The following is a 7152-nucleotide window of genomic DNA, read 5'->3' as shown; positions in this document are numbered from 1 at the left end:
GTTGACGGTGATCCCGGTCGGGGCCAGTTCGTTGCCGAGCGCCTTGGTGAAGCCGACCACGCCGTGCTTCGAGGCCGAGTAGGGGGCGCCGAGCACCACACCCTGCTTGCCCGCGGTCGAGGCGATGCTGATGATCCGGCCGCGGTCCTTGGTGCGCATGCCCCCGGTGTTGAGCACCTCGCGGGTCATCCGGAAGACACTGTTGAGGTTGGTGTCGATGACGTCGTCCCACAGCTCGTCCTCAAGGTCCGCGGTGACGCCACCGCCGCTGCGCCCCGCGTTGTTGACGAGCACGTCGACGGTGCCGAAGCGCTCGACGGCCCGTGCGACGAACGCCGCCACGCTCTCGGCGGACCGTACGTCGAGGGTGGTGCCGTCGACGTCGAGGCCTTCGTCGGTGAGCTGTTTGACGGTCTCCGCGACGCTGTCGGCGGTCCGTGCGCCGATGAACACCTGGTGCCCCTGTGTGGCCAGGAGCCGGGCGGTGGCCAGGCCTATTCCGCTGGTGGCCCCGGTGACGAGGGCGACCCGTTGGCTGTGCTGCGGCATGTCTCTCTCCCGTGGATGGGCGCTGCGACCGGGCCTGCCGGGGGGTCCGCGGCAGGCCCGGAAGTGTGCGGTGTGGGGGCGTGATGGAGCGTGCGGCGTGGGGGCGTGACGGTGCGCGGGCGGGACGGCTCAGGCCGCGAGGTCCGAGCGTCCGCCGCCTTCGAGGTGCGACTGGACGATGGCCAGGAGGTGCCGGGGCGTGGCGGCGTCGGTCAGGGCCGAGTCGTCGAGCGTGATGCCGTACTCGCGTTCCACGCGGCCACCGGTCTCCAGGAGCGCGAGGGATTCGTAGCCCAGCTTCTCGAAGTCCGTGTCGAGGATGTCGCCGTCGAGGGCTCCCTCTTCGGCGCCGGCGCCCTCCAGCAAGATCCGCTTGAGGTCGTCGAGGGTGAATTGTGAATTGCTCACTTGGGTCCCTTTCGTCGTCAGCCGTGTGAGGGCGAGGTCGTGGAGCGGGCGCCCTTCACCGGGGGAGGGGAAGCAGCGGTGAAGGGCGCCAATCCGGCGTCAGCGGCCGGAAGCCTGGACGAGCACGGCGGAGTTGAACCCGCCCTGGCCGCGGGCGAGCACCAGCGCGGTGCGTACGTCGGCGGCGCGGGCCTGTGTGGTCACGAGGTCGAGTTCGTAGTCGGGTGCGGGCGTGACGTTCACGGTGGGCGGGATGAGGCCTTCGCCGATGGCGAGCAGCGCGGCGGCCAGGTCGAGCGGGCCCGCGCCGGAGTAGAGGCGGCCGGTCATGGTCTTGGGCGCGGTGACCGGCACGCCACGGGGGCCGAACACGGCGGCGAGCGCCTCGGCCTCGATCCGGTCGAGGGCGGGGACTCCGGCGGCGTCGGCGAACACCACGTCCACCTCGCCGGGGCTCACGCCCGCGTCCTCCAGGGCCAGTTCGACGGCCTTGCGCAGGGCGGGGCCGCGGCCGCTGCCGGGCCTCGGGTCGATGGTCGCGCCGTATCCGCTGATCTCGCCGTAGACCCGGGCGCCGCGCCGCAGCGCCGCTTCGGTGTCCTCCAGGACGAGGATGGCGCCGCCTTCGCCGGGCACGTGGCCACGGGCGTCGGTGTCGAAGGGCAGATAGGCGCGGGCCACTTCGTTGCTGTGGCTCAGCCTGCCGCCCGCCAGCTGGGCGACCCAGCCCCAGGGGCAGATCGAGGCGTCCACGGCGCCCGACACGATCAGCGGGGTGCCCTTGCGGATCTGCCGGCGCGCCTGGGCGACGGCGTCGAGACCGCCGGCCTGGTCGCTGACGACGACTCCGCTGGGGCCCTTCATGCCGTTGCGGATGGAGATCTGGCCGCTGTTGACGGCGTAGAACCAGGCGAACGACTGGTAGGCGCTGACATGTTGGCTGCCCAGGCTCCACAGCTTCTGCAGCTCGGCCTGGCCGAACTCAAAGCCGCCTGCGGAGCTGGCGGTGACCACGCCCATGTCGAAGGCGGGGAACTTCCGCGGATTCACACCGGCGTCGGCGAGGGCCCAGTCCGCGGCGACCAGCGCGAGGCGCGTCATGTGGTCGGTCTGCGGCAGGAGCCGGCTCGGCAGATGGTCCTCGACCTGGAAACCCGGTATCTCACCGGCGAGTTGGGCCGGGTACGGCGCCGGGTCGAAGCGGGTGATCCGGCCGATGCCGGTCTTGCCGCTGCGCGTCGCCGACCAGTAGTCGGCGAGCCCCAGGCCGTTGGGCGCGACGACGCCCAGGCCCGTCACTGCCACGCTGGCGGTCATGCCGGGCTCCTTTCGGGACGGGCGAGCACCATGGCGCTCTGGAATCCGCCGAAGCCGCTGCCGACGGTCAGTACCGCGTCCGTCGTCCATTCGCGTGCGGTCAACGGCACGTAGTCCAGGTCGCATTCGGGGTCGGGGGTGTGCAGATTGGCCGTGGGCGGCACCACGTGGTGCTCCATGGCGAGGGCGGACGCGGCGATCTCGATGGAGCCGATCGCGCCGAGTGAGTGCCCCACCATCGACTTGATGGAGCTCACCGGCGTCCGGTAGGCGTGGTCCTTCAGGCTGCGCTTGAACGCCGCGGTCTCGTGCCGGTCGTTCTGCTGGGTGCCCGAGCCGTGCGCGTTGATGTAGTCGATGTCCTCGGGGTTGAGCCGGGCCTCGTCGAGGGCCACGTTGATGGCCTCGGCCATCTCCACGCCGTCGGGCCGCAGTCCGGTCATGTGGTACGCGTTGCTGCGGGTGGCGTAGCCGGCGATCTCGGCGTAGATGTGCGCGTCGCGCCGCTGTGCCGAGGACAGTTCCTCCAGGACGAACACGGCGGCGCCCTCGCCGAGGACGAATCCGTTGCGGGTGGCGTCGAACGGCCGCGATGCGTGCACGGGATCGTCGTGCCGCGGCGTCGTGGCCTTGATGGCGTCGAAGCAGGCCATGGTGATCGGGGAGATCGGGGCGTCCGACGAGCCGGCGACCACGACGTCCGCGCTGCCCTCGCGGATCAGCTCGGCGGCGTATCCCACCGAGTCGATGCCGGAGGTGCAGCCGGTGGACACCACCGTGCTCGGCCCTTCCGCGCCCACCGCCCAGGCCACTTCGGCCGCGAAGGAGCTGGGCACCAGGTAGTTGTAGAGGTGGGGCACCGCATAGGTGTGGTCGACGGATTCGAGGCGGCCGCCGTCGCTGACGACGCGGTACTCCTCGTCGAGCCCCATGGTGGCGCCGACGGCGCTGCCGACGGTGACGCCGATCCGGTGCGGGGCGAAGGCGCCCAGGTCGAGGGCGCTGTCGGTGACGGCTTCCCTGGCCGCGACCACGGCGAGCTGTGCGGCCCGGTCCATCCGGCGGATCTCCTGCGGGCTCAGGCCGTGTTCCTCGGGGTCGAAGTCGATCTCGGCGGCCACCCGGGAGCGGAACGCCGAGGGGTCGAAGAAGGTGATCCCCCTGGTCGCGGTGCGGCCCTCGCTCAGCAGGTTCCAGAACGCGCCGGTCCCGATGCCGCCGGGGGCGAGGACCCCGATGCCCGTGACGGCCACGCGACGGCCGCTCACGCCTCCGTCTCCCAGGAGTAGAAGCGCTCGGCGACGGCGTCCGCGGGCGAGCGCCAGGTGACGGGGTCGTACGCCTCGATGAAGGGCTTGAGGTCGTCGCTGATCTGGATGAACCGCGGGTCCGTCTTGGCGTTCTCGATCAGTTCGCCACCGTTGTCGGTGTCGAAGTCCTGCAGATGGAAGTAGAGCCCCCGGTAGGCGAAGAGCTGACGCCGCCGGGTGCCCATGAGGTGCGGCATCTCGGTCCGGTCGAACTCGGCGAACAGCCGGGCGACGTCTTGGTGCGACTGCGGGGCCATACGGGCGACGATCAGCGTGCTGTGCATGGTCTTCTCCCTCGAAGGTGCCTTGGGTGGCTCTTTCGGCCTGCTCAGGCGCGGCTGTCCGGCATGCTCAAGTGGCCGCCCGGGTGCCCGGCCTGCTCAAGTGGCCCCGGTTCGCCGCTGGTTCGGCAGGAACCCGGTTCAGCGCGGCGGGCCGAACCAGCGCTCCAGTGCCATGGGCAGATCGCTGTGCACCCCCGGCGCCGCCCAGGCGACATGGCCGTCGGGGCGCACCAGTACGGCCGTGGTGCCGTGCAGCGGACTGTCCGCGGGCAGCCCGTCGGGAGCCGCGGTGACGATGTCCACGCGGTCCTGCCAGAGGACGGCCCTGCGCCGCAGCCGGTCGTTGTCCGCGAGGTCGAGCAGCAGCCCGCGGGCCTGGTGCAGCGCCTTGGTGCTGCTGTCCACCAGCGGATGCCCGGTGAGCCCCACCTGCGGAAGGCGCCGGCCGAGCAGCGGATGGCTGCCGCCGCCCATGTCGTAACGGATTTCCAGGCCGCTGACCATCGCCGCGAAGTGCCGACTGACGTCCGGGTACTTGATGAGCTCGGTGAGGACGTCGCGCAGTGGCTGTACTTCCGGTCCCGAAAGGAACAGCAGCCCCTGGGCCTGGGTGTTCATCAGCAGCCGCTCACCGACCGGGTGGCGTTCGCTGTGGTACGTGTCGAGCAGTGCCTCGGGGGCCCTGCCCGCGGCCACGGCGGCGAGCTTCCAGCCCAGGTTGACGGCGTCCTGGATGCTGGTGTTCATGCCCTGCCCGCCGGCCGGCAGATGGATGTGCGCGGCGTCGCCCGCGAGCAGGACGCGGCCGCGCCGGTACTCGGTCACCTGGCGGGCGGCGTCTCCGAACGCGGAGACCCAGACGGGCTCGGCGTGGGAGATGTCGTCCCCGGTGAGCCGCTGCCAGGCCGCGGCCACCTCCTGCCAGGTCGGCGGCTGTTCGCGGCGCTGCGGCGGGGTGCCGCGTTCGCACACGATCAGCCGGGTGATGCCGCCGGGCAGCGGGCCGACCATGACCATGCCGCCGGGCAGCGTCTCACCGATCATGCGCGGTTCGAGCTCGATGCCCTTCACGTCGGCGAGGAACATCTCCAGCGTCGCCGAGGTGCCGGGGAAGTCGAAACCGCAGGTCTTGCGGACGGTGCTGCGGCCGCCGTCGCAGCCGACCAGATACTCGGCGCGCAGCGTCTGCACGCCGTCGGGTCCGCGGACCTCGACCTCGACGCTGTCTTCCTTGTCCTTGACGGCGAGGACCTCGTGGCTGCGCCTGATGTCCGCGCCCAGGTCCGTCGCCCACTCTTCGAGCACCGTCTCGGTGACCGACTGCGGCACCGTCTTGGCGGCCTGGTGCGCGCCGTCGAGTACCCCGAAGTCGACCGGGAGACCGCCGAAGTGGCCTACGTTGCTGATCTCGATGTCGCCGAAGCGCGACAGGAGTCCACGCTGGTCGAACACCTCCATGGTGCGCGCCGTGAAGCCGAGGCCCCGGGATTCGCCGGTCCTCGCGGGCAGCCGCTCCAGGACGATGACGTCGACTCCCGCCAGACGTAGCTCACCGGCGAGCATCATGCCGGCCGGCCCGGCGCCCACCACTAGCACTGCCGCGTCCATATGCCTCTCCTCAGTTGTCTGTGCCTGTGCTCCGGAAGGTTCACGGCGTCAACCGGGCGAGCGCCTCGTTGGCGACGTGGGCCGCGGCCGCGTACCGGTGATCCGGCGCCAGTACGTTGTGCCGTACCGCGACCTCGGCGAGCTTGATGGCGTGCTCGTCGCCAAGGGCGGCGGCGGTGGCGAAGAGCTCCGCACCGGCCGGGAGACCGGCCACCGGACGCACCGCTCCCGTGGCTCCCGCCGGTCCCGCGCCGAAGTAGGACTCCATGACGCGGACGCTGTCGCGAGCTGCCAGGTACGACGGCAGGCGCTGCGCCACGGGCAGGTGCGCGCACACCAGACGTATGGCGGCGGGCACGGTGACCGCGTGGATCAGCGGCACCGGGTTGTGCTGCGGTGTGCGCGCATAGCGGCCAGCGGCCTCGGCGACGAGTGTGTCCAGGCCGACCAGGGCGGCCCCGCCGCCATCGCTGTCACTGTCCCTGTCACTATCGCTGTCGTGATCGAAGGGGATGTCGGCCACCGCCCCAGCCGACACCCCCTTCCGGCCCGGGCCGGTCCCGCCCGGGACGTCTTTGTAACGCGCGGCCCAGTAGCCCAAGCCGCGTGCCAGTTCGTCCAGTTGGAGGCGCGCGTCGTCCCCGGCCAGCGCGACGGCCCGGACGGCATGTGCCGTACGGATCACTCCATGGCCGAGCGCGCCGAGCGTTCCGGGCAGCAGCCGCGGCCACCAGCGGGCCAGGACGTGCCGCCACTCCTCCTGCGCCAACTCCCTTGCGAACAGAGCGGTCCAGTCGGCGACCCGGTCGAAGTCCCCCAGGGCGGGGCGCCACTCGGCCGGGTCGTACGGTGACAACGGCCAGCGGCACTCGGGCTGCGGGTGGTAGCTGCGCAGCCGCAGATTCCGCTCGATCCACTCCGGGAGCGACTCGGTGTATCCCATGTACGCCAGCGCCTCGGCGGCCATCGGCGCATGGTTCACGAAGGCCGGGCCGTGCTCGTAACCGAGTGAACTCAGCCGTTCAAGGGCGTCGTTCACCGCTTCGGTGTACGTCACCGCTGTCATCGTGGATCACCCCTTGATGTCGCAGATGGCGGCGCCGGAGGTGAGGGAGGCGCCGACTTCGGCGGTGAGTCCCGTGATGGTGCCGGCCTTGTGGGCGTTCAGCGGCTGCTCCATCTTCATCGCTTCGAGGACCACGACGAGTTCGCCCTCGGCGACCTCCTGGCCCTCTTCGACGGCGACCTTGACGACGGTCCCCTGCATGGGAGAAGCCAGGGTGTCGCCGGAGGCGGCAGGGCCCGTCCGCTGCGCGGCCCGCCGTTTCGGCTTGGCCCCCGCCGCCAGGCCTGTGCGCGCCAGGGACATGCCCAGGCTCACCGGCATGGAGATCTCCAGGCGCTTGCCGCCGATCTCGACGACGACCGTCTCGCGCCCCGCCTCGTCCTTCTCGTCCGCCTGTGCCTGCGCGGACGTGCCCGTGAACGGTTCGATCCGGTTGACGAACTCGGTCTCGATCCAGCGGGTGTGGACCTTGAACGGGCTGTCGGAGCCGGTCAGTTCGGGCCCGAAGGCCTCGTCGACGACGACGGCCTGGTGGAAGGGGATGGCGGTGGCCATGCCCTCGACCTTGAACTCGGCGAGCGCGCGGGCGGCGCGCTGCAGGGCCTGCTGA

8 protein-coding genes are annotated in these 7152 nt (G+C 71.3%); all 8 read right to left on the bottom strand.

Going from position 1 to position 7152, the window contains the following annotated elements; genetic code table 11:
- On the bottom strand, nucleotides 1-549 hold a 549-nt coding region (locus tag ACFQVC_RS42240; protein WP_381842048.1), incomplete at its 3' end, for an SDR family NAD(P)-dependent oxidoreductase.
- A 129-nt stretch (nucleotides 550-678) separates the two neighbouring features.
- Nucleotides 679-957: an acyl carrier protein gene (locus ACFQVC_RS42235; RefSeq protein ID WP_381842045.1), complete on the bottom strand. Its 279-nt coding sequence runs from the start codon at nucleotides 955-957 to the stop codon at nucleotides 679-681.
- A gap of 99 nt (nucleotides 958-1056) precedes the next feature.
- The gene (locus ACFQVC_RS42230; RefSeq protein ID WP_381842042.1) at nucleotides 1057-2274 is read right to left on the bottom strand and encodes a ketosynthase chain-length factor; all 1218 of its coding nucleotides are present in this window, start codon (nucleotides 2272-2274) and stop codon (nucleotides 1057-1059) included.
- Nucleotides 2271-3542: a beta-ketoacyl-[acyl-carrier-protein] synthase family protein gene (locus ACFQVC_RS42225; RefSeq protein ID WP_381842039.1), complete on the bottom strand. Its 1272-nt coding sequence runs from the start codon at nucleotides 3540-3542 to the stop codon at nucleotides 2271-2273. The genes ACFQVC_RS42230 and ACFQVC_RS42225 overlap by 4 nt, the downstream gene beginning before the upstream one ends.
- A complete protein-coding gene (locus ACFQVC_RS42220; protein WP_381842036.1) occupies nucleotides 3539-3868 on the bottom strand; it encodes a TcmI family type II polyketide cyclase in 330 nt (109 codons plus the stop codon). Before ACFQVC_RS42220 ends, ACFQVC_RS42225 begins: the two co-directional genes overlap by 4 nt.
- Nucleotides 3869-4006: 138 nt before the next feature.
- Nucleotides 4007-5476 (bottom strand): FAD-dependent monooxygenase, encoded by a 1470-nt coding sequence (locus ACFQVC_RS42215; protein WP_381842033.1) that lies wholly within the window; start codon nucleotides 5474-5476, stop codon nucleotides 4007-4009.
- 40 nt (nucleotides 5477-5516) lie between these two features.
- Nucleotides 5517-6542, bottom strand: coding sequence for a hypothetical protein (locus tag ACFQVC_RS42210; RefSeq protein ID WP_381842031.1), 1026 nt, complete (start codon nucleotides 6540-6542; stop codon nucleotides 5517-5519).
- Between the two features lie 6 nt (nucleotides 6543-6548).
- The coding region (locus ACFQVC_RS42205; RefSeq protein WP_381842028.1) for a biotin/lipoyl-containing protein at nucleotides 6549-7152 on the bottom strand (604 nt) is incomplete at its 5' end.

The sequence above is a fragment of the Streptomyces monticola genome, assembly GCF_042665355.1.
Taxonomy (GTDB): domain Bacteria; phylum Actinomycetota; class Actinomycetes; order Streptomycetales; family Streptomycetaceae; genus Streptomyces; species Streptomyces monticola.
Note: the sequence above shows the minus strand (reverse complement) of the source record. Positions and strands in the feature narration are given on the sequence as shown.